This is a genomic window from Phyllobacterium sp. CL33Tsu, from assembly GCF_900113985.1.
Lineage (GTDB): Bacteria > Pseudomonadota > Alphaproteobacteria > Rhizobiales > Rhizobiaceae > Phyllobacterium > Phyllobacterium pellucidum.
Genome location: NZ_FORJ01000003.1, coordinates 57,512 through 76,242 on the forward strand (window position 1 = coordinate 57,512; position 18,731 = coordinate 76,242).

Here is an 18,731-nt window from a genome sequence, read left to right on the forward strand (position 1 = left end):
TCTTGCCTGGCGGAGACTGCTGGGTACCGGGCCGTGGGAGAAACACGGACAAAAACTAAAGTAGAGGAGTAAAATTATGCCTATTCCACAATTGTCTGACACCATCCAGCTCAATCATTCCGATGCAGGCGACGCCAATGCCGGCAATGGCGGCGATGGATACAATGAGGGCACGATCAACTTCAGCCCTACAGCCTATTTTGAAGCCTCACAGACTGTCGAAGGCGCACATACCAAATTGTACAACGGCGATGATGTCTGGCAGAAGGCGGATTGGGAAGCTGGTGGCGGCGGGCAGGGCGGTAACGCTTCGGCCCATGATGGCTTCCTGGCAGCGATCACCAATCTCGGTGCTGGCGGTGCAGGCGGCGACGCAACATCGAACGGCAGCCAGTCCAACAATAGCGGCGGCGACGTTGCAGCGGTTTCTGCTGCTACGACCGGCAACCAGCTGAACGAGCTTGCTGCTGATCAGCACGCCACGATCCTTGCTGGCGTCGGCGGCAATGGCGGTAACGGCAACAATGCACTCGGCGGCGATATTTCCGCAGCCGTTGTTCACACGGATCCTGAAACCACAACGACGACGGTCAACAATGCGCTTGATCATTTCGTCAACGTGCTCGGCTCGATCGACCTGCACGATCTGGGATCATAAGCAGACCCCAGGAGGATCGCCGGTATATCCGGCGATCCTGCCTCTCCGAATGGTGTGACCACGCGTCTGCCTTGTCAGTACCCTGCGTATTGAGACCCCGATAATGACAACGAACCTCACACAATCCCAGCGCCAACCGACGCATCTGGTCCTCGCGCTCCGCGCCTGCGCCGGAGCCTTCGGGCTCGTCTTCGTCTATAGTTGCGGCTACAACCTTTTCCTGCTGGCCCCCTCGGTCTACCTCCTGCAAATTTACGATCGCGTGCTGTCGAGCCGTAGTGCCGACACGCTGGTGATGCTGACGTTGATCATTGCGGCGGCCGTGGTCGTGGGTTCGGCGCTCGATATTGTGCGCCGCGCCGCGCTGTCGCGGATCGGCAGCTGGCTCGATCATCGGCTTCGTCCGATGGTACTGACCGCGTCATTCGAATACGCCGCGCGCGCCGATACCGGAACAGCCACAGATTGCTATCGCGATCTTGCCTCGCTGCGCCAGTTTCTCGATTCCCCCGCAAGCGCTCTGCTCTTCGATGTGCCCTGGGCGCCGGTCTTCCTGCTTCTGCTCTTCATGGTGCACCCTTTGCTTGGCGCTATCGGCCTCGTCAGCGCCGTATCGCTGCTGCTGCTTGCGCTGCTGACGGAATTTGCGACACGCGAACCTCTGGCGCATGCGAATTTCGCGCTGGCACGCAGCTATTCCAAATTCGCAACCGCCCTCAAATACATACAGGTCATCCGCTCGATGGGCATGCAAGACGGCGCAGCGCAAATCGTCTATCGCGACGCCGAACTTGCCCGCAAGGCGCAGGACAGCGCCATGCACCGGACCGAAATCATCCTGGCATTTTCGAAATCGATCCGCACGCTGACGCAGATCCTGGTCATGGGTGCTGCTACGTGGCTTGTTCTTGAAGCCAACAGCAGCCCCGGTATCATCTTTGTCGCAAGCCTTCTGCTTGGCCGCGGGCTCGCGCCGGTGGAGGGGGCAATCGGCGCATGGCGGTCATTTGCCTTTGCCCGCAATGCCTTCAACCGGTTGAACAGAATGCTCATCGCCGTCCAGTCTGGCACCGATGCCCGCATCGTGCCGGTACCGGAATCGAGCGGTCTCGTACTCGACAATGTTGGCTACAAGCTGCCGTTCAAGGAAAAAAATCTGCTGGAGGGCGTGAATCTTCGACTAGCGCCTGGCGATTGTGTCGCCTTGATCGGTGCGTCGGGTTCCGGCAAATCCACCCTTGGCCGTATCATGGCAGGCGTCCTGCAGCCGACAAACGGTTGCGCGCTTCTCGGAGGCGTCGATATATCGGCGCTGCGGCTTTGCGGTGGCGCCGGGCATATCGGCTATCTTCCGCAGGATATCGAACTCTTTGGCGGTGCCATCAGAGACGTGATCGGGCGCCTTGACGGTGGCGACGCCAGCAAGGCCATCGAAGCGGCAAAACTTGTCGGGTTGCATGACACCATCATGCGGCTGCCGCAGGGCTACGATACCGACATCGGCGACGGCGGTGCCTTGCTTTTGCGCGCGCAGCGCCAGCAACTTGGATTGGCGCGCGCTGCCTATGGCAATCCCTCATTGGTCGTGCTCGACGATCCGAACTCTAGCCTCGATTTTGACGGTGAGCGCGTATTGTTCAACGCCATCGAGCGGATGAAGGCGCGCCGGATGACTGTCGTCATCATCACCCACCGCATGGGGCTGCTGCCCGTGACCAACAAGATTGCGATCATGCGTAACGGTACGGTCGACGCCTTCGGCGACAGCGATCACATCTACGACACCTATCTCCAGCCGCCGTCACCGGCAGGGACACAAGGATAGAGCCATGGCCCTCGTTCAATCCGAGATTCCGTCACGTATGACCGGAGCACTGAGCGTGATGCGCCGGACCGCTCTAGCCGGCACGAGTCTCAAAAGGCTGCTCAGCTATTCGCCGCAAGGCACGCAGGTCAACACCCTGTTGGCAGCGCCGTCACCCATGTCACGGCTCCGCAGGGTCGCCCTGGTCGGCAACCTCCTGATCGGGGTCTTCATCATCGGCTTCGGCACATGGTCGATTTTCGCACCGCTCAAAAGCGCAGCGATCGCATCTGGGCTGGTCGAGCCGGAGTCGAGCCGCAAGACCATCCAACATCTGGAGGGCGGCATCGTACGCCAGATCCTTGTCAAGAACGGCGATGCAGTAAAGGCGGGGCAGGTACTCTTCCAGCTTGACGACACGAAATCACGTTCAGAGCGCGACAGCCTCCAGGGCCAGCTCTGGGATGCCAAGGCGAGTCACGCTCGCCTACTCGCGGAGCAAAAGAACCTCGACCGTGTCGTGTACCCCATCGATCTTGAAGAAGTTCGCCACAACAACCCATCGGTTGACGGCATCCTCAGCGGTCAACAGCGGATCTTCGAGACGCGCAAACAGGTCCTCCAATCCGAAATTGCGATCACGCAAAAGAAGATGGAGCAGGTGCAGGAGGAAATCACAGGGCTTACGGCGCAAAAGGCCGCGCTAACGGAACGGGTCGAGATCGCCCGACAGGAACTAGAGACGGTCACTCCGCTCGCGATAAAGGGTCTCGAGCGCAAGAGCCGGCTACTCGTTCTTGGCCGGGAAAAAGCCGATCTCGATGGTCAGTTCGGTGAGGTCACCGCGCAGATTTCCCGCGCCTATCAGGTCATCAGCGAAAGCCAGGCATATCTTGTCAAGCTCGAGAGTGATCGCCTCAACGAGGTTTCGCAAGGCATGCGCGACACCGAAACGCAGATTCTGCAGCTGAGCGAACGCCTGCGCGCCATCGACGATCAATTGACGCGGACCTCGATCCGCGCGCCAGAAGACGGCACGATAATGGATTTGCGTGTCCATACGACGGGCGGCGTCATCGGTGAGGGGCAACCCCTTGTCGATCTCGTGCCGCGTGAAGACAAGCTTGTCGTCTCGGCGCGGGTGCGGCCGGAAGACATCAATGTCGTCCATCCGGGCTTGCAGGCACAGGTTCACCTGCTCCCCTACAATCAACGCCGCGTCCCGCTGCTCAAGGGTATCGTCGAATACGTTTCGGCCGACCGTCTTGTCGACAAGCAGACGAGCCAACCCTATTACGCCGCGACCATCCGCGTGACCGACGAACGGCTGGCTAAGATGCGCGATGTGGAGCTCGTTCCGGGCATGCCTGCCCAGGCTCTGATCGAGACCGGCGAAAACAGCGTTGCATTCTATGCGCTGCGTCCCCTCATCGACAGCTTCCACCGCGCGTTCCGCGAAGACTGATATGGGCGTGGGACGGATCAATTCGGGCGGAACACCATGCCGGGTTGTTCCGCCGCATCCGCTTCGCCGGCAGCGGCCATCGAAGGATCGTATCGATGGGTAAGAGAAAGTTCGACGACGATCAAATCACAGGCATTCTGAAAGAACACCAGGCCGGAACGACGGTGGCCGAAGTTTGCCACCGGCACGGTATCAGCGAGCCGACATTCTATCGCTGGCAGTCATTGCAGTTCAAGAATGTCGGGTTCGACGCCAGAAGACTGAAAGCATTGGAAGAAGAAAACCAGAAGCTCAAAAAACTGCTCGCCGAGACCATGCTGGCCGCGGCGACGCTGAGTGAAATGCTTGAGAAGACCTCACGCGGAAATGCCTAGAAGCGATTCTACACAAAGCCTCAGTTGGCCCTGACGTCCTGGTCTGCCATCGCCCTTTGGCCAAGGCGGGCAACGACTTCCGTACGGTTCTGGACCTGCAACTTGCGCATGATGTGCTGCAGATGCATTTTCACCGTGTGGCCCGACAGGTTGAGTTTGCCAGCGATCACCTTGTTGGGGTGTCCACACTGCAATTCTGCGAGCACGTCCGCCTCGCGCGGCGTGAAATCGGCTATCGTCAAATAATCGGTATTGACGCTGATCACCTTGCGCGGCTCGTCTGCAGGCCCGCTGGGCGCAATGATTGCGCGACTGCGCGAAGGTGAGGCGACCAGCGGATGCGGGTAAAACACACCGCCCGCCAATACAAGGCGCATGCCCGCGAGCGCAACATCGAGCGGAATGGATGTCGTGAAATAGCCACGTATGCCCATTTCGAGCGCCTGCGAAGCCACGAACGTATCGTCAGTATTTGATAGAAGTGCGATCGAGGCTTCAGGGAAACGTTCCCTGATTGCGTCGAGATCGTCGTTGAGGCTGGTACTGTCCAGTGTCCGGCCGGCAAGGTCGAGTGCGATAAGCCGCACGTCCATTCCAAGAGCACTATCGAGAGTCTCTATTGAGACCATATCGATAAAGTCCCAGCCAGCGAGCTCGTGTTCGAGAAGTCTGACTATTGTCGTCCTTGCCAGTGTATGTTGCTCTATGACGATTACAGTCGGCGCATTACGCGCCTTACGGCGTTTTGTGTCAGAGTTAATGGACACGTGCAGCCCCCCTTGGATTTTTTGCAATCCATTTGCAACACATATTATTCCCGTTCGTGCGTCATGTCATGATAAAAAGGGGATTAACTCCAATCTGGACATAGGTATGCCTCCATAGGGCTATATCCTTTGGCTGATATCCAATGGTGCGGGGCGCTTTCCCGGTTGTTGCGTCAGTGCCAGTTTCTGTTATTGCGCGCGCCGTGAAGGCTCGCCTGATTGCTGGTTCGCAGGCCGCAATCGTAATAGCCCGAAGCGCATGAGCGTTCCGTCCGCCACATCGCGTTATAACGCGCGCGCCAGTCGCCTTTGGCACTGCTGCAGCCCATAAGCAGGCAAGCTGTAATGAGTGCGGCGATGGCTCTTGCGACTGTCATACATTTCTCCTTGCCCTTGGAATGAGCTTGTCTCGGGTGGCACGGAACGTGGTAACGCGCTGCATACAGCCTATGCAACTTATAATCGTAAAGACAGGCGTTCCGGCTAACAAAGTCTTGGGCTCTCGATGACGCATATGTTATCTTAGATATAAAATCTCTATTCAGGGGTGGGACGTGTCGCCGGCCGTTACCCGAAAACAATGCTGATAGGACCCGTTACCGCTTGCAACTGCGATCGTGTTGCGCGCGACGGAATTTCGCTGTCCGGGCGACACGCGGGCGAGCGCCATGTCGTGAGATGCCTCATGGCGGCATGAGAGGGAAAGGTTAAGGCGTCTCGCGTCCAGCGAGACTAACCGGCACGGGAGGGCCGGCGTATGGGAGTTGAACAACATTTTCTATCGGAAGATGAACGCGGCTTTGCGGGATTCTTTCCCGAGCATGCCAAGCTCGAGCAGATCGCAACCGGTCTTGTCTGGGCCGAGGGGCCGGTGTGGCTGAATGATATCCAGGAACTGCGTTTCTCCGATATTCCCAACAACCGGATGATGACATGGTCAGAAACAAAGGGCGTGCGGGTTTTCAGGCAGCCTTCGCAACGTGCCAATGGCCACACGCTCGACCGCGACGGCGCAATGGTATCCTGCGAGCACGGCGGGCGTTGTGTCAGCCGAACCGGCAAGGATGGCGCGTATGAGGTTCTTGCAACTCACTGGCAGGGCAAGCGACTGAATTCGCCGAACGACGTTGTGGTCAAGTCCGACGGCTCGATATGGTTCACCGACCCGCCCTATGGGATCATTTCGGATTACGAGGGCATACGGGCCGACCGCGAGATCGATGGCAACAATGTCTATCGCATCGATCCTGATACCCGCGCCGTGGAATTGGTGGCCGATGATTTCGACAGGCCCAACGGACTTGCCTTTTCGCCCGACGAGAGCGTCCTTTACATCGCGGATTCAGGCCGGGCCGGCGGATTTGGTTTCGGCTTCGATGATACGCGCCCACATCATGTGCGCGCATTGGATGTCGTCGACGGGTGCAAGCTTGGAAAAAGCCGGGTTGTCGCGGTTATCGACATAGTGCCGGACGGATTGCGTGTCGATACGGAGGGCCTTCTGTGGATATCCGCCGCGGACGGCGTCCATTGCTATACGCCGGCGGGCGAAAGGCTCGGCCGCGTTCTGGTCCCGGAGGTTGTCGCCAACCTGACGTTTGGCGGACCGTCCAAATCACGCCTTTTTATAACGGCGACAAGTTCGGTCTACGCGGTGGAGACCAGGAGACAGGGAGTACAGGCACCGTAATCGGCAGGCAACGACAATAAATCAACGGAGGAGGAGCAGAAATGAGCATGATTCTAAAGAGCATGATGATTTCGACAGCGGTCAGTCTGATGATGAGTGTATCCGCCTATGCTGCAGGCCCCGAGGTCGTAAAAGGCCCAAGCAAGGATGCCGAATGCTTCAAGCCGCAAACGTCCGAGACCAAGTTTTTCCAGTGGCCCAAGAAAGAAGGTCCCTATCGCATAGCCCTTGCCAATGGATTTATCGGCAATACCTGGCGCATCCAGATGATCCAGACCGCCAAAGCCTATGCCGCCTTGCCCGAAGTCAAAGCCAAGTTGAAGGAATTCAAGGTCGTATCGACCGGGGATGATGTCGCCGCACAGATTGCTGCCGTCGATAATTTCATCAATTCCGGCTACGATGCGATTGTTGTCAACGCGCAGAATCCAACCGCCTTCAAACCGGTAATCAAGCGCGCAAATGCCGCCGGCGTCGTGCTCGTCGCATTCGACAACACGCTCGATACGGATGAAGCCGTCAACGTGAATGTCGATCAGAAGGGCCTCGGTGAACTGTGGGGCAATTGGCTGGTCAAGAACGTGCCAGGCAACAAGGGCAAGCTCCTTGAAGTGCGCGGGGTCACCGGTACATCGGTCGACCGTGATCGCCATGAGGGCATTCAGGAAGTCCTGAAGAAGTCCGGCGGTCAATGGGAAACGGTGGAGGTGGTCGGCCGCTGGGATGACGGCACCGCCCAGAAGGTCGTTGCCGATGCCATCGCCGTCCACAAGCATTTCGACGGTGTGTCGGTACAGGGCGGCTCGACAGGTACGGTCCGCGCTATGATTGACGCGAAGCATCCATTCGTGCCGGTCGGCGGCGAAACCGAGAATGGTTTCCGCAAACTATGCGCCGAACATTCGAAGGATGGGCTGAAATGCACCTCCGCCGGGACCGGGCCGGCCCAGGTCGCGGTTGCCATCAAGACGGCGATAGCCGCGCTTGAGGGCGAGGTCGTGCCGCAGTCGATCTCGCTGCCACTGTCGATTGTCGAGGACCCGAACTTCAAGGACGGCGACAGCTACTATGCGAAGGAGAGCGACAACTTCTTCGTCGGCAATTCCTTCCCGACCTGTGGGATCAACTTCTCGGCGCAGGAAATCATGGGCCAGACGAAGGCTGACCAGTAAGCGGCACCAACCGGGGCGCATTCGCGCCCCGGTAAACTCGCGTCTTGGAGGAGGATGACGTGTCGCAACCCGCGCCCATTCTGGAAATGAAGCATGTCTCGAAAAGCTATGGTGGCATAGCGGCCTTGAGCGAGGTGGATTTCGTTGCCTATCCCGGCGAGATTCACGCCATTCTCGGTGAGAACGGCGCAGGGAAATCGACGCTGATAAAGATTGCCGCCGGGGTGACAGACCCGAGTGAAGGCGAACTCTATGTAGAAGGAAAGCGAGTCGATTTCCGCAACCCGACCGAGGCAATGGCGGCGGGCGTGGTTTGCGTCTTTCAGGAATTGTCGCTGCTTCCCGATATGACTGTCGCCGACAATCTTTCAATCGTTTCACCGCCGATGCGGGCGGGTTTGATCGATGCGCGCGCACAGCGCGAACGGGCGCGTGAACTTTTGGCGATGATCGGCTGCGACGATATCCATCCGCTCGAACTCGTGCGCAACCTTCCCTTGTCGCGCCGCCAGATGGTCGAGATTGCCAAGGCTTTGGCAAAACGGCCAAAGCTTTTGATCCTTGACGAAGCGACCTCGGCGCTTACCGCCGCCGACGTGGAACGTGTCTATGCGATCATCCGTAAACTGCGTTCCGAAGGTGTTGGCATACTCTACGTGTCGCACCGGATGCATGAAATTACTGCGCTTGCCGATTGCGCGACGGTTTTCCGTAATGGACGCAAGATCGAGACGTTTGGCATCGGCGAGCGCTCGATGGACGCCATCGTCCAGATGATGATCGGCCGTGAACTCACCCACCACTATCCCGAAAAGCCCGCCGCCGATCTTTCGGCGCCCGTGGCTCTGTCGGTTCGTAACCTTTCCTGGGCGGAGCAATTGAAGGACATCTCTCTCGACGTTCGCAAGGGCGAAATCGTCGGGCTGGGCGGATTGGATGGCCAGGGCCAGCGCTCGCTGCTTTTTGCATTGTTTGGCGTTTTGAAGGGCGTATCCGGAACAGTTGAGGTTCTGGGCAAGCAGCAACGGCTGTCCGGCCCGCGCGCGGCCCTGCGGGCAGGGCTGCCGCTCGCCCTTATCCCTGAAGACAGGAAAACAGAAGGGCTGATGCTGCCGATGAACATTCGCGACAACATCAGCCTTGCTTCGCTGTCGCGGTTCCAAAAAGGGCTTCGCTTTGACCGCAGCGCAGAACATGCGGCGGTCGAGCAGATGATCAGAAGCCTGAAGATCAAGGTCAGCGATCTTGCGGCCGCCGTCAGCACGCTTTCCGGCGGCAACCAGCAAAAGGTCGTGCTGGCGAAATGGCTCATGACCGGGCCGGGGATCATTCTCTTGAACGATCCGACCCGTGGCATTGACGTTGGCACGAAGCAGGAAATCTACAAGCTGCTGCGCGATCTTGCCGATAGCGGCGTCGCAATCCTCTACTACTCCACAGATTATGCCGAGCTTATCGGCTGCTGCGACCGGGTGCTGGTGATGTATGGCGGCAGGATAGCGCGCGAACTTTTCGGTCGCGATCTCAACGAGCGAAATATCATCGAGACAGCGCTGAACGTGAATGGCAAGGAGCAGGCCGCATGAGCAATCTTCGCCATCATATCTCGCACAATGCCGGTCTCCTGGGCGCGATTGCACTCTTCATTTTGATGTTCACCATATACACCTCGAACCATCCGGTGGGTCTGAACGCCGCTGTTGCCGCAACGGCGGCGAACAAGGCGGTGCTACTCGCACTTGTTGCCATGGCCCAGACCCTGCCAGTGTTGACGCGCGGGCTCGATCTTTCTGTCGGGATGATATTCATCCTTGCCAATTGCCTCGCCTCGGCGATCGTGGTCGGCACATTGGGCGAGGGGCTGCTCGGTGCTGTGGCCGTCCTTGCCGTCGGGGCCGCGGCTGGCTTCCTCAATGGTGCCATCGTCGTCTGGGGCAGGCTTCAGCCTATCATCACCACACTCGCCACGGGGGCGATTTTCTACGGCATCGCGCTTTACATCAGGCCGGGCCCCGGCGGAGATGTGCAGTCCGACCTCGCGGATTTTGCGACCGGCCAGCTTTTCGGAGTGATTCCGACCGCATTGGTTATTCTCCTGGCCGTTGTCGTGCTGGTCTGGTTGCCCTATCGCAGCTCGGTTCTCGGCCGCGCGGCCTATGCCGTAGGTTCAAATGAGCAAGCGGCGTATATGTCGGGCGTGCCGGTCCAACGCGCCAAACTGCTCGCCTATACGCTCGCGGGTTTTCTCGCCGCACTTGGCGGCCTGATGCTGACCTTCAACACCTATTCGGGAGAGGCATCCGCGCCGATAGCCGGCTCCTATACGCTGAACTCGATCGCTTCTGTTGTGATCGGCGGAACGTCGCTCTTTGGCGGATGGGGATCCGCCATCGGCTCCATTTTCGGGGCATTCGTGCTGCGCACAATCGAGGACCTGCTTTTCGTCTTCAATCTCGATCCGCTCTGGCAGCCATTGTTTCAGGGCGTCGTGCTTCTTGCTGCCGTCAGCCTCGGCGCCATCCGCGTGCTGCGCATTCGCAACCGGCTGGAGCTTTTCGCATGAACGATCAGAAGCTTCAGGCCGGCACTGTTCCGATCCTCCGGTTTACACTCGACCGCTCCGTCATCATTGCGTTCGGCTGCATCGTCTTGATGCTGCTTGGCGGCGCACTCTATTCGCGCGAGTTTCTTTCTCCGGAGTATCTCCTGCAGCAACTGCAGATCAGCGCGTTTCTTGGCATTATCGCCTCGGGCGCAATGATGGTTATTCTCATCGGTCACATCGATTTGTCGATACCCTGGACCGTCACGCTAGGAGCCATGATGGCGACGGCTGTCGCCGGCTGGTTCGGCGACATCGGCAATGTCGTCGCGATTCCGGTCGGCGTGCTTTGCGGCGCGCTTGTCGGCCTGCTCAACGGACTCGGCGTCGCCTATTTGCGATTGCCGTCGATGATCTTCACGTTGGGCATGAATGCGGTCGTCCAAGGTCTCATGGTGCTGCACACCGGCGGCTTCGCACCGCAGGATCATGCAACCGACGCGATGCACTTCATGGCAGTCGGGCGCTTGTTCTTCGGCTTTCCCAACGCGCTTTTCATCTGGATCATCGTCGGCGGGTTCACCACCTATCTTTTAACCCGAACCGCCTTCGGGCGTCGGGTCTATGCGGTCGGCAATCGCGAATCGGCGGCATATCTTTCAGGCGTGAACACCAATGGCGTCATCATCTGGTGTTTCGTGCTCTCCGGTGCCGCGGCGGCTTTTGCAGGTGTTTTATTGGCCGGCTATTCGACCAAGGCCTACCAGGCGATGGGAGACCCCTATCTTCTGCCGGCCATTGCGGCCGTTGTGCTTGGCGGAACAAATATCCTTGGCGGCAAGGGCAATTATCTCGGCACGATCGCCGGCGTTATCCTGATAACGCTGCTGCAATCGATCCTGGCTGTGATGCAAATGCCGGAGGCAGGGCGCCAGATCATCTACGGCGTCGTCATTCTTGTCATGTTGCTCGGTTACGGACGCGGCGAGATCGACCGGAAATAGTCAATGAAATAATATTACTAGCGGTTGTATTCCTCGACGAGGCTTTCGACCTTCGCCTCCCCATCGGCGAGAAGCTTGATGCAGTCACCGCGCTCTACCCGGGTCGCGGGTTTGATGGTGCCGTTCTTCAGACCGCTATCGAGATCTGCAACGTCCTGCATACTGTAGGTTGTGTTTGATTCCAGCCGTTCGATCCAGCGCCGGGTCGAGTCGCGCTTCGATCTGTACAGCGGATCGCCACATGCATAGGACAATCTGAGCAGGTCGAACTGGGCCTGCATGACGGCATCACCCTTGTCTACCTTTCCAGCAGTGAGGGCCAAGCCCAGCAGTATCGTTATCAGCATGCGCAAGTCCCCCGAGTCACGCGTTTTCACAAAACGCTAACCTAGGGGTAAAAGCCGAACAACCTAATCGGATGGGTGATGCGCAACTACATCCAAAGGACTAGATGGGGATGTGTGCTCATGAGTGAGGCCCAGATTGCCACACAGCGTTTGGTGCCATGGACGATACTGGGCCTCGATCGGGATATCTGAAACGGGTTCAAATAACGCTCCCGACACTACAATAACGCGGAAACCAGACATTGGTTGCGCACTTAGAGCTATTTTGAGAAAAATGAGGCTCGACGATGCGCCACTCACGTCGATGGCAATCGTCGAGCCTCCATGGGCCGGGGGAGGGCTTACACCCACCCTGATACTTTCGATTTAGGCTGTCAAATCACATTCCGGTACAAATCACCGGAAATTGTCACTTCCGACCGTGACCGTGGCTCCACCGCTTGACCAGATAAACCAGTGTTCCGGTCCAGGCTACTGCCGTAAGCATCGCCAGGATGAGAGCAAAGTGACTGTTCATTGCTGCATAAGTCCTTCTTCAATGGAGCCGGCCGAATATCAGCAAACGTTCCTGGAGCCAACCCCTTTGTGAACGCGGTCTTTCCGACTCACAAAATTGTCATGCCATGCAATCCACTAATCAAACGCATTTCAACTACTTTGGTTCAATACGAACCGAATTCTACTGTAAGTAGATCTTAAATGGTCCCGGGGAGCCTCCGGAACCATTCCTATTGCCCCGCATTCTTGTGTTATGCGTGATCAATCCTTTGAACATGTAATGATCAAATCACCGCGCTCCGGCACGATTATGAACGTGTCTTCGGTTAAGCAGGCTGCGGACCTGTTGAAGCATTGCTGGACGAAACAATGCGGCCCTCTCTACGAAGAAGCAAAAGCCGTATGTGCCAAGGCTTTGGATGGTGAAGCAACCGCCAGAGCGGCTCGTTTCGCATTCGTTGAAGCAGCCAAGGAAGTCGATGCGTTCGTCGAGGAAAAGACCGAAGCGTCAGCCGCCCACCGTCCAGCCAACGACAAGGTGAACGCCGCAGCCTTTTCGGTTGAGGACGAGGCGGCCCAGCCTGACCATCACGATCGGGCAAGGTGATTGATTCAACCGGACGGCGAGGCGGACACCCTCTTCGCCGGCTTTCGCACGCTTAACTCGCAGTTCCAGCGGAAATGCATCGCTGCATTGCACAATCGTCATTTGTTTAACGTGCTACGCTATGCAGGATCGGTACTTTCTCAAGACTCGCGGTCCTTCCCATGCCTTTGCCGATTCTCGCCTTAGCTATCGCCTCGTTCTGTATTGGAACGACCGAATTCGTGATCATGGGCCTGTTGCCTGAGGTTGCTGCTGATCTCGGCGTTTCCATTCCGCATGCAGGCCTGCTGGTGACAGGCTATGCTCTCGGCGTCGTCGTCGGTGCACCCATCATTGCCATCGCCACGGCTTCGCTGCCGCGCAAGCCCGTACTCGTCGGACTTGCCATGCTGTTCGTCATTGGCAATTTCCTTTGTGCCATCGCACCGAACTACTGGATGCTGATGGTCGCGCGCGTCTTTACCGCCTTCGGTCATGGCGCATTTTTTGGTATCGGTTCGGTCGTTGCGGCAAATCTCGTTCCCCGGCACAAGCGCGCGAGCGCGATTGCGCTGCTCTTTGCCGGCCTGACGCTTGCCAACATTCTCGGTGTACCGTTGGGGACTGCACTTGGCGAAGCCTATGGCTGGCGTTCCACCTTCTTTGCAGTTGTCGCGATCGGCATCGCCGCCGTCATTGCCATCGCCTTCCTCGTTCCCGCAGCGAAGGATACGGACAAGGGCACGGGCATCCTCAGCGAAATCAGGGTGCTCGGCAAGTTGCAGGTATGGCTTGCCATGCTGATATCGGCGCTTGCCTCGGGCAGCCTGTTTGCGGTCTTCACCTATATCAAGCCAATTCTGACCGACGTCTCTGGCCTTCCGGCCTCGTCGGTCACCTGGGTGCTGCTGCTCTTCGGTGCGGGAATTACGCTCGGCAATATCCTGGGCGGCAGGCTCGCCGACTGGAAGCTGATGCCGACGGTGATTGGCTCCCTGCTTGCACTTGTCTTTGTCTATATTGTCTTTGCCGGGATCAGCACATACCAGTTTGCCGCGATCGCCGGCGTCTTCCTCTGGGGCCTGATCTTTTTCATCGCCATTCCGCCCCTGCAGATGCGCGTGGTGGAAACGGCTGGGGACGCGCCTAATCTTGCGGCGACGCTCAACCAGAGCGCGTTCAATGTAGGCAATGCGGCGGGAGCGTGGATTGGCGGCGTCGCGCTGACATTCGGGGTCTCCTATCAGAATTTGCCTTATGTGGCTTCGCTATTGGCCGCGACCGGACTTGCGGTGGCAACCTGGTCGATGCTGCTCGACAGGAAGCAGTACCGCGAAAAGGCCCCCAGCGAAGAACGGCAGGGCCTCGGTCTCGAGCCTTTGGCAGGTGTTTGAACCAACGCTGCTGTAGCCTGTTCGGTGCTGAGGCACGGGCGCTTGCGCCTTGTTGGCGTGCGCTTCAGGGATCGCGGCGTTTAAGGGGTTAAATCGTTTATAGGACCGAATGTCGCAGTCAGATATCTCTCGTCCCGCAGGCCCGAAAGCGCGGTCCACATTAATATCATTCTAAAGAGGCATTCACGGCCTATTTGGCGCGAAAACAAGGCAAAACATGCAGAAATTGACGATTTTGGAGCAAGAGGACACCGCGGAAGCTGGAACTTGCGAACAGATTTGCGGCCATCGTCGCACTTGCGCGCATGGCGCTAACGCGCTAACCCTCGCCGCATCGCACCATCTTCCGGGATAGTGTGATCTGTCGCGTATAAGTGGCAGTCATGTGCATAACATGGCATTCTTGTCAGCCTGAGTTCACAAGGCGGAAAAAGACGGATCATGAACGAGCTATTAAGTTCCTACCTGCCCATCGTTATCTTTATCGGGGTAGCGCTGGTAATCGGTCTGGCACTGTTGGTTGCGCCTTTTCTGGTCGCATACAGTGCGCCGGATCCGGAAAAACTGTCGGCCTACGAGTGCGGTTTCAACGCGTTCGACGACGCCCGCATGAAGTTCGATGTGCGGTTCTATCTCGTTTCGATCCTGTTCATCATCTTCGATCTGGAAGTGGCCTTCCTGTTCCCGTGGGCGATATCCTTCGGCAAGATTGGCTGGTTCGGCTTCTGGTCCATGATGGTGTTTCTCGCCGTTCTGACGATCGGCTTTATCTATGAGTGGAAGAAGGGAGCGCTGGAATGGGATTGACCGACGGCACCACCACCCTCGTTGCACCAAAACCCAAGGGCATCCTCGATCCCAACACCGGCAAGCCGATAGGTTCGGATGATGCATTCTTCGGCGAAATCAACAATGAACTTGCCGACAAGGGCTTCCTCGTCACTTCGGCTGACGCGCTGGTAACCTGGGCGCGCACCGGATCGTTGATGTGGATGACGTTCGGCCTGGCGTGCTGCGCCGTCGAGATGATGCACACGTCGATGCCGCGGTACGACGGCGAGCGTTTCGGCTTTGCGCCGCGTGCTTCCCCGCGCCAGTCGGATGTCATGATCGTTGCGGGCACGCTTACCAACAAGATGGCGCCGGCGCTGCGCAAGGTCTACGACCAGATGCCTGAGCCGCGCTATGTCATCTCGATGGGCTCCTGCGCCAATGGCGGCGGCTATTATCACTACTCTTATTCCGTGGTGCGCGGCTGCGACCGTGTCGTTCCTGTCGATATCTATGTGCCCGGCTGTCCGCCCACCGCGGAAGCGCTTCTTTACGGCGTTTTGCTCCTGCAAAAGAAGATCCGCCGCACCGGCACGATCGAGCGATAGGAGAGGGCGATGTTCGAAGAAGCCTTGGGTGAACTCTCCCGCCATCTCGGCGAACAGCCGTCACTGGGAATAAAGTCCGCCGAACTCGTCTATGGCGAGCTGACGATCGAGGTTGGCGGCGACAAGCTGATCGATACACTGACGTTCCTGCGTGACGACGTACAATGCCAGTTCATTTCGCTGATCGACATCAGCGGTGTGGATTATCCGTCACGCGAGCACCGCTTTGACGTCGTCTATCACCTCTTGTCCCCGCGACAGAATCTGCGCATCCGCGTCAAGGTCGCAACCGACGAGGATACCCCGGTTCCCTCAGCGACAGCGGTCTATCCCGGTGCCGATTGGTACGAGCGCGAAACCTACGATCTTTACGGCGTGCTCTTTTCGGGTCATCCGGATCTGCGCCGCATCCTCACCGACTACGGCTTCGAGGGGCATCCGCTGCGCAAGGATTTCCCGCTGACGGGATTTGTCGAAGTTCGCTACGACGATGAGATCAAGCGGGTCGTTTACGAGCCTGTCGAACTTCGCCAGGAATTTCGCAATTTCGACTTCCAGTCGCCATGGGAAGGCACGGATTACGTGCTGCCGGGCGATGAGAAGGCGAAGACAAATTGAGCGTGTTGATGAGACTGTGTCTCCCATCTCGCGGAGCAAGCCATGACTGAACATAGCGTCCGTAACTTTAACATCAACTTCGGCCCGCAACATCCTGCGGCGCATGGCGTTTTGCGCCTCGTGCTCGAGCTTGACGGTGAGGTGGTCGAGCGCGTCGATCCGCACATCGGTCTCCTGCATCGCGGCACCGAAAAGTTAATGGAAGCCAAGACTTACCTGCAGGCCGTGCCCTATCTCGATCGGCTCGACTACGTGGCTCCGATGAATCAGGAGCATGCCTATGCGCTTGCCGTCGAGCGCCTGCTTGAGATCGAGGTGCCGAGGCGCGGTCAGCTTATCCGTGTGCTTTTTTCCGAGATAGGGCGCATTCTATCCCACCTTTTGAACGTGACGACGCAGGCCATGGACGTTGGCGCGCTGACGCCGCCGCTCTGGGGTTTTGAAGAGCGCGAAAAGCTGATGGTGTTCTACGAGCGGGCGTGCGGCGCGCGCATGCACGCCGCCTATTTCCGGCCAGGTGGTGTTCATCAGGACATCCCGGATAAACTCGTCGAAGACATCGGCAAATGGTGCGATCCGTTCCTTCAGACAGTAAAGAACCTCGACGATCTGATCACGCCAAACCGCATTTTCAAGCAGCGCAATGTCGATATCGGCGTCGTTACGCTTGAGGATGCGTGGGCATGGGGTTTCTCCGGTGTCATGGTCCGCGGTTCGGGCGCCGCCTGGGATCTGCGCAAGTCGCAGCCCTATGAATGTTACGCCGAGATGGAGTTCGATATTCCCATCGGCAAGAATGGCGATTGCTATGATCGTTATCTAATCCGCATGGAGGAGATGCGCCAGTCTGTGCGGATCATGCGCCAGTGCGTCGACCTTTTGCTTGGCAAGGAGCGTGTTGGTCCGGTATCGAACACCTCGGCTAAGATCGTACCGCCGAAGCGCGGCGAGATGAAGCGTTCGATGGAAGCGCTGATCCATCACTTCAAGCTTTACACGGAAGGCTATCACGTCCCCGCCGGGGAGGTTTATGCAGCCGTGGAAGCGCCCAAGGGCGAGTTCGGCGTTTTCCTCGTCTCGGACGGGTCCAACAAGCCGTACCGCGTGAAATTGCGCGCACCAGGCTTTGCCCATCTCCAGGCCATGGACTTCATGTGTCGTGGCCACATGCTCGCCGACGTATCGGCGGTGCTCGGCTCGCTCGATATCGTATTTGGTGAGGTTGATCGTTAATGTCCGTCCGTCGTCTTGCAGAAGATAATATCCAGCCAGCGGCATTCGCGTTCAATCGCGAAAACAGTGCCTGGGCCGAGAAAGCGATTGCCAAATATCCGAAGGGGCGTGAGCAGTCGGCTGTTATCCCCTTGCTGATGCGCGCGCAGGAGCAGGATGGCTGGGTCACGAAGGCAGCGATCGAACATGTCGCCGGCATGCTCGACATGCCGCTGATCCGTGTGCTCGAAGTCGCCACCTTCTATACGCAGTTCCAGTTGAAGCCGGTCGGAACGCGGGCGCACATTCAGGTATGCGGCACGACGCCGTGCATGTTGCGGGGAGCGGACGAGCTTAAACGCGTCTGCCAGCACAAGATTCACCACGAACAGTTCCACACCAACGAAGCCGGCACGCTGTCGTGGGAAGAGGTCGAGTGCCTTGGCGCGTGCGTCAATGCTCCGATGGTCATGGTGTTCAAGGACACCTATGAGGATCTGACCCCGGAACGCCTCGAGGAAATCATCGATGCCTTCGAGGCTGGAAACGGCGCCTCGGTCCCTGTAGGACCGCAGATTGACCGCATCTTCTCGGCACCGGAGGGCGGCCTCACATCGCTGACCGATGGAAATGGTGCCGCCACGCCGAAGAGCGCACCACAGGCTGCGCCGGATAGCGCATCCATCCCGCCTTCGAACGCGGCAAAGCCCGTTACGCACGACGAAACGACCAATGCCGCGATCAAGTCGCCATCAAGGGTGAAGGCGACGAAAGCGGCCGAGGATGCGACGTCGAAGCCGGCAGCAAAGCCTGTTGCTGCACGCACCATCAAGAATCCTCCGATCGCGGAAGGTTCGCTCGGTGAGAAGCCTGACGTCCAGGGCGTAGATATCGCCGCAAAGCCTGTTTCGCTGGAAGACAAGAGCCGGCCGGCTGCAATCGAAAGACCGGCCGTCATTGACGATCTGAAGCTGATTGCAGGCGTTGGACCGAAGATTGAAGATATCTTGCATGAGCTTGGCATTTTCACCTTCGCCCAGGTTGCTGCCTGGAAGAAGGCCGAGCGGGAGTGGGTCGACAACTACCTGAATTTCAATGGCCGCATCGAGCGCGACGAATGGGTCAAGCAAGCCAAGGCTTTGGCCAAGGGCGGCGAAGCGGAATACATCAAGGTTTTCGGCAAGAAGCCGAGATGATCAATTTGGCGGCTGCCTTGAGCGC

General features: G+C 58.1%; 18 protein-coding genes and 1 pseudogene. 16 read left to right on the top strand and 3 right to left on the bottom strand.

Translation table 11 applies throughout. From position 1 onward, the window contains the following. Positions 1-76 precede the first annotated feature (76 nt). The 4 genes and pseudogenes from BM074_RS12965 to BM074_RS12980 all read left to right on the top strand — a co-directional run. A complete protein-coding gene (locus BM074_RS12965; protein ID WP_091922523.1) occupies positions 77-658 on the top strand; it encodes a PE-PGRS family protein in 582 nt (193 codons plus the stop codon). A gap of 103 nt (positions 659-761) precedes the next feature. Continuing rightward, positions 762-2,483, top strand: coding sequence for a type I secretion system permease/ATPase (locus BM074_RS12970; RefSeq protein WP_091922524.1), 1,722 nt, complete (start codon positions 762-764; stop codon positions 2,481-2,483). A gap of 4 nt (positions 2,484-2,487) precedes the next feature. Next, on the top strand, positions 2,488-3,927 hold the full coding sequence (locus BM074_RS12975; RefSeq protein WP_027232458.1) for an HlyD family type I secretion periplasmic adaptor subunit: 1,440 nt from the start codon (positions 2,488-2,490) through the stop codon (positions 3,925-3,927). A gap of 95 nt (positions 3,928-4,022) precedes the next feature. Then, positions 4,023-4,280: pseudogene (locus BM074_RS12980) on the top strand (transposase); the annotation flags it as partial. A 41-nt stretch (positions 4,281-4,321) separates the two neighbouring features. Here the strand turns inward: BM074_RS12980 and BM074_RS12985 are convergent. Next, the gene (locus tag BM074_RS12985) at positions 4,322-5,068 is read right to left on the bottom strand and encodes a LuxR C-terminal-related transcriptional regulator (protein WP_091922526.1); all 747 of its coding nucleotides are present in this window, start codon (positions 5,066-5,068) and stop codon (positions 4,322-4,324) included. A gap of 173 nt (positions 5,069-5,241) precedes the next feature. Further along, the gene (locus BM074_RS12990) at positions 5,242-5,445 is read right to left on the bottom strand and encodes a hypothetical protein (protein ID WP_091922528.1); all 204 of its coding nucleotides are present in this window, start codon (positions 5,443-5,445) and stop codon (positions 5,242-5,244) included. Positions 5,446-5,825: 380 nt separating this feature from the next. Here BM074_RS12990 and BM074_RS12995 point away from each other — a divergent pair, with 380 nt between their 5' ends. From BM074_RS12995 to BM074_RS13015, 5 genes are read left to right on the top strand one after another with little or no spacing between them, the layout of a single operon-like run. Continuing rightward, positions 5,826-6,758, top strand: a complete 933-nt coding sequence (locus BM074_RS12995; protein WP_091922529.1) for an SMP-30/gluconolactonase/LRE family protein — start codon at positions 5,826-5,828, stop codon at positions 6,756-6,758. Between the two features lie 41 nt (positions 6,759-6,799). Continuing rightward, positions 6,800-7,930 (top strand): sugar ABC transporter substrate-binding protein, encoded by a 1,131-nt coding sequence (locus tag BM074_RS13000; RefSeq protein WP_091922531.1) that lies wholly within the window; start codon positions 6,800-6,802, stop codon positions 7,928-7,930. Positions 7,931-7,989: 59 nt separating this feature from the next. After that, the gene (locus tag BM074_RS13005; RefSeq protein ID WP_197030367.1) at positions 7,990-9,516 is read left to right on the top strand and encodes a sugar ABC transporter ATP-binding protein; all 1,527 of its coding nucleotides are present in this window, start codon (positions 7,990-7,992) and stop codon (positions 9,514-9,516) included. Continuing rightward, positions 9,513-10,493, top strand: coding sequence for an ABC transporter permease (locus BM074_RS13010; protein WP_027232464.1), 981 nt, complete (start codon positions 9,513-9,515; stop codon positions 10,491-10,493). Before BM074_RS13005 ends, BM074_RS13010 begins: the two co-directional genes overlap by 4 nt. Continuing rightward, positions 10,490-11,476: an ABC transporter permease gene (locus BM074_RS13015; RefSeq protein WP_091922532.1), complete on the top strand. Its 987-nt coding sequence runs from the start codon at positions 10,490-10,492 to the stop codon at positions 11,474-11,476. Before BM074_RS13010 ends, BM074_RS13015 begins: the two co-directional genes overlap by 4 nt. A 17-nt stretch (positions 11,477-11,493) precedes the next feature. Here the strand turns inward: BM074_RS13015 and BM074_RS13020 are convergent, their stop codons facing one another. Beyond that, positions 11,494-11,823 (bottom strand): hypothetical protein, encoded by a 330-nt coding sequence (locus BM074_RS13020; RefSeq protein ID WP_027232466.1) that lies wholly within the window; start codon positions 11,821-11,823, stop codon positions 11,494-11,496. 778 nt (positions 11,824-12,601) lie between these two features. On the opposite strand from BM074_RS13020, the gene BM074_RS13025 reads away from it, so the two are divergent. The 7 genes from BM074_RS13025 (at position 12,602) to nuoE (ending at position 18,706) form a co-directional block, all read left to right on the top strand. Beyond that, a complete protein-coding gene (locus tag BM074_RS13025) occupies positions 12,602-12,928 on the top strand; it encodes a DUF982 domain-containing protein (protein ID WP_175499010.1) in 327 nt (108 codons plus the stop codon). Positions 12,929-13,089: 161 nt separating this feature from the next. After that, on the top strand, positions 13,090-14,301 hold the full coding sequence (locus BM074_RS13030; protein WP_091922536.1) for an MFS transporter: 1,212 nt from the start codon (positions 13,090-13,092) through the stop codon (positions 14,299-14,301). Positions 14,302-14,742: 441 nt separating this feature from the next. Continuing rightward, positions 14,743-15,108 carry an NADH-quinone oxidoreductase subunit A gene (locus tag BM074_RS13035; protein ID WP_091922538.1) on the top strand — a complete coding sequence of 122 codons (366 nt, stop codon included), beginning with the start codon at positions 14,743-14,745 and terminating at the stop codon, positions 15,106-15,108. Further along, on the top strand, positions 15,099-15,680 hold the full coding sequence (locus BM074_RS13040; protein ID WP_027232469.1) for a NuoB/complex I 20 kDa subunit family protein: 582 nt from the start codon (positions 15,099-15,101) through the stop codon (positions 15,678-15,680). The genes BM074_RS13035 and BM074_RS13040 overlap by 10 nt, the downstream gene beginning before the upstream one ends. Before the next feature lie 9 nt (positions 15,681-15,689). After that, positions 15,690-16,298, top strand: coding sequence for an NADH-quinone oxidoreductase subunit C (locus BM074_RS13045; RefSeq protein WP_091922539.1), 609 nt, complete (start codon positions 15,690-15,692; stop codon positions 16,296-16,298). A gap of 42 nt (positions 16,299-16,340) precedes the next feature. Beyond that, the gene (locus BM074_RS13050; RefSeq protein WP_027232471.1) at positions 16,341-17,531 is read left to right on the top strand and encodes an NADH-quinone oxidoreductase subunit D; all 1,191 of its coding nucleotides are present in this window, start codon (positions 16,341-16,343) and stop codon (positions 17,529-17,531) included. Beyond that, a complete protein-coding gene (nuoE, locus tag BM074_RS13055) occupies positions 17,531-18,706 on the top strand; it encodes an NADH-quinone oxidoreductase subunit NuoE (RefSeq protein WP_091922541.1) in 1,176 nt (391 codons plus the stop codon). Before BM074_RS13050 ends, nuoE begins: the two co-directional genes overlap by 1 nt. Positions 18,707-18,731 lie beyond the last annotated feature (25 nt).

What these genes read in the sequence shown, in the direction of transcription:
- BM074_RS12965 (WP_091922523.1), top strand. Translation starts at nt 77, where the DNA reads ATGCCTATTCCACAATTGTCTGACACCATCCAGCTCAATCATTCCGAT.
- BM074_RS12970 (WP_091922524.1), top strand. Translation starts at nt 762, where the DNA reads ATGACAACGAACCTCACACAATCCCAGCGCCAACCGACGCATCTGGTC.
- BM074_RS12975 (WP_027232458.1), top strand. Translation starts at nt 2,488, where the DNA reads ATGGCCCTCGTTCAATCCGAGATTCCGTCACGTATGACCGGAGCACTG.
- BM074_RS12990 (WP_091922528.1), bottom strand. Translation starts at nt 5,445, where the DNA reads ATGACAGTCGCAAGAGCCATCGCCGCACTCATTACAGCTTGCCTGCTT.
- BM074_RS12995 (WP_091922529.1), top strand. Translation starts at nt 5,826, where the DNA reads ATGGGAGTTGAACAACATTTTCTATCGGAAGATGAACGCGGCTTTGCG.
- BM074_RS13000 (WP_091922531.1), top strand. Translation starts at nt 6,800, where the DNA reads ATGAGCATGATTCTAAAGAGCATGATGATTTCGACAGCGGTCAGTCTG.
- BM074_RS13010 (WP_027232464.1), top strand. Translation starts at nt 9,513, where the DNA reads ATGAGCAATCTTCGCCATCATATCTCGCACAATGCCGGTCTCCTGGGC.
- BM074_RS13015 (WP_091922532.1), top strand. Translation starts at nt 10,490, where the DNA reads ATGAACGATCAGAAGCTTCAGGCCGGCACTGTTCCGATCCTCCGGTTT.
- BM074_RS13020 (WP_027232466.1), bottom strand. Translation starts at nt 11,823, where the DNA reads ATGCTGATAACGATACTGCTGGGCTTGGCCCTCACTGCTGGAAAGGTA.
- BM074_RS13025 (WP_175499010.1), top strand. Translation starts at nt 12,602, where the DNA reads ATGATCAAATCACCGCGCTCCGGCACGATTATGAACGTGTCTTCGGTT.
- BM074_RS13030 (WP_091922536.1), top strand. Translation starts at nt 13,090, where the DNA reads ATGCCTTTGCCGATTCTCGCCTTAGCTATCGCCTCGTTCTGTATTGGA.
- BM074_RS13035 (WP_091922538.1), top strand. Translation starts at nt 14,743, where the DNA reads ATGAACGAGCTATTAAGTTCCTACCTGCCCATCGTTATCTTTATCGGG.
- BM074_RS13040 (WP_027232469.1), top strand. Translation starts at nt 15,099, where the DNA reads ATGGGATTGACCGACGGCACCACCACCCTCGTTGCACCAAAACCCAAG.
- BM074_RS13045 (WP_091922539.1), top strand. Translation starts at nt 15,690, where the DNA reads ATGTTCGAAGAAGCCTTGGGTGAACTCTCCCGCCATCTCGGCGAACAG.
- BM074_RS13050 (WP_027232471.1), top strand. Translation starts at nt 16,341, where the DNA reads ATGACTGAACATAGCGTCCGTAACTTTAACATCAACTTCGGCCCGCAA.
- nuoE (WP_091922541.1), top strand. Translation starts at nt 17,531, where the DNA reads ATGTCCGTCCGTCGTCTTGCAGAAGATAATATCCAGCCAGCGGCATTC.